The sequence below is a fragment of the Spirillospora sp. NPDC049652 genome, from assembly GCF_040675125.1.
Taxonomy (GTDB): Bacteria; Actinomycetota; Actinomycetes; order Streptosporangiales; family Streptosporangiaceae; genus Spirillospora.
The window spans coordinates 1-1,631 of record NZ_JBFAOF010001291.1 but is presented as its reverse complement, the minus strand read 5'-3'; the positions used below and the strand labels follow the sequence as shown (position 1 = coordinate 1,631).

Sequence of the window (1,631 nt, the reverse complement as noted above, 5' to 3'; positions counted from 1 at the left end):
GACGACCAGGCGCTGTCGTTGCGCGCGGTGTCCCGGGCGCTCGGCATCGCGGCGACCTCGGTCTACATCCACTTCGCCGACCGCGACGCCCTCGTCCTCGCGGCGCTGGAGCGCGCCCACCACGACCTCACGCGGGCCGTGGACGAGGCGGAGGAGAACCAGGCCGACCCGGTCGCGAGGCTGCGCGCCCGGGTCCTCCTCCTCGGCCTGTGGGTGCGGGAGCACCCGGGCCTGTACAAGGTGATGCACGAGAGCACGCTCAACCAGCGCGCCTCCATGGAGTTCAAGCAGGCCCTGGCCGACCGCACCACCGCGGCCGTCCAGCGGTGCATGGACGCCGGCCTGGCCCCGTCCGACGACGACCCGGCGCTCGTCTCCCTCGACCTGAGGGCCGCCGTCCACGGCGCGGTCTCCCTGCGCGTCAACCAGCCGGACGCGCCCTGGCCCCCCTTCGAGGACCAGATCGACCGCTACCTCCGCAAACTCGTCGGCATCCACCCCCGCTAGCAGCACTCAGACCTTGAGGCCGGGGGCGGAACCGGGCCGGGGCCAGCCCGCTTCCGGCGGCAGGACGGGTTAGCGGGTGGGGGCGGCGGGGCGGATGGCTTGCCAGGCGGTGGTTGCGGCGAGGAGGGCGCAGAGGGCGGCGGTTCCGGTCAGTTCGGGCCAGGGGATGACCGTTGGTGCGCCGTTCGCGAGTTGGGCCAGCGAGACGTGCTGGGTCAGCGCGGCCAGGGCGGTCGCCACTGCGGCGAGGACGGCTCCGATGGTGACGGCCACGGCCGACTCGGCGGCGCAGACGCCGGTGATCTGACCGCGCGCAGTGCCGACCATGCCGAGCGGCGCGACCACGGCCGGGGCGTGCCGGAAACGCTGCGGGCCGGGGTGGGGGGTGCCGAACGTGGCCGCGAGGGTCAGCGCCAGGACGCCGACCATCGCCGTCCCGAGCGCGAGGGCGGCGAAGGCTCCCACGAAGCCGGTCAGGCGGTGCCGCAGGGTGGCGGCGGCGATCCTCAGCACGCGGACGGCCCCGTCCGGTCGGGCTCCAGCGCCGCCAGCCGCAGCGCGACGGACTCGGCCGTCGGGTCGGCCAGCTCGCCGGTCACCCGCCCGTCGGCGAGGAAGACCACACGTCGCGCGTACGAGGCGGCCACCGGATCGTGCGTCACCATGACGATCGTCTGCCCGTGGTCGTCCACCACGGCGCGCAGCAGCGCGAGGACGTCGCGGGCGGTCCGGGAGTCCAGCGCGCCGGTCGGCTCGTCGGCGAAGAGCACCTGCGGCCCGGTCACCAGCGCCCGGGCGATGGCGACCCGCTGCTGCTGGCCGCCGGAGAGCTCGGCCGGACGGTGCGCCGCCCGGCCGGCGAGTCCCACCTGGTCCAGCGCCCGGTCGACGGCCGCCGGATCGAGCCCCCGCCCGGCGAGCCGCAGCGGCAGCTCCACGTTCTGCCGGGCCGTCAGCGCCGGGATCAGGTTGAAGGACTGGAACACGAACCCCATCCGGTCGCGCCGCAGCGTGGTCAGCGCGCTCTCGGAGAGCCGGTGCAGGGGTGTGCCGTCCAGCAGGACGCGGCCCCCGTCGATCCGGTCGAGCCCCGCCGCGCACTGCAGCAGCGTCGACTTTCCCGA

Annotated in this window: 3 protein-coding genes; 1 reads left to right on the top strand and 2 read right to left on the bottom strand. The window is 75.4% G+C overall.

Annotated features, from left to right (window positions below):
* The coding region (locus AB0J52_RS39530; RefSeq protein ID WP_500188246.1) for a TetR/AcrR family transcriptional regulator at window positions 1–507 on the top strand (507 nt) is incomplete at its 5' end.
* A 69-nt stretch (window positions 508–576) separates the two neighbouring features.
* Here the strand turns inward: AB0J52_RS39530 and AB0J52_RS39525 are convergent.
* Window positions 577–1,020 (bottom strand): hypothetical protein, encoded by a 444-nt coding sequence (locus AB0J52_RS39525; protein ID WP_500188245.1) that lies wholly within the window; start codon window positions 1,018–1,020, stop codon window positions 577–579.
* On the bottom strand, window positions 1,014–1,631 hold a 618-nt coding region (locus AB0J52_RS39520), incomplete at its 5' end, for an ABC transporter ATP-binding protein (protein ID WP_500188244.1). The genes AB0J52_RS39520 and AB0J52_RS39525, both read right to left, overlap by 7 nt.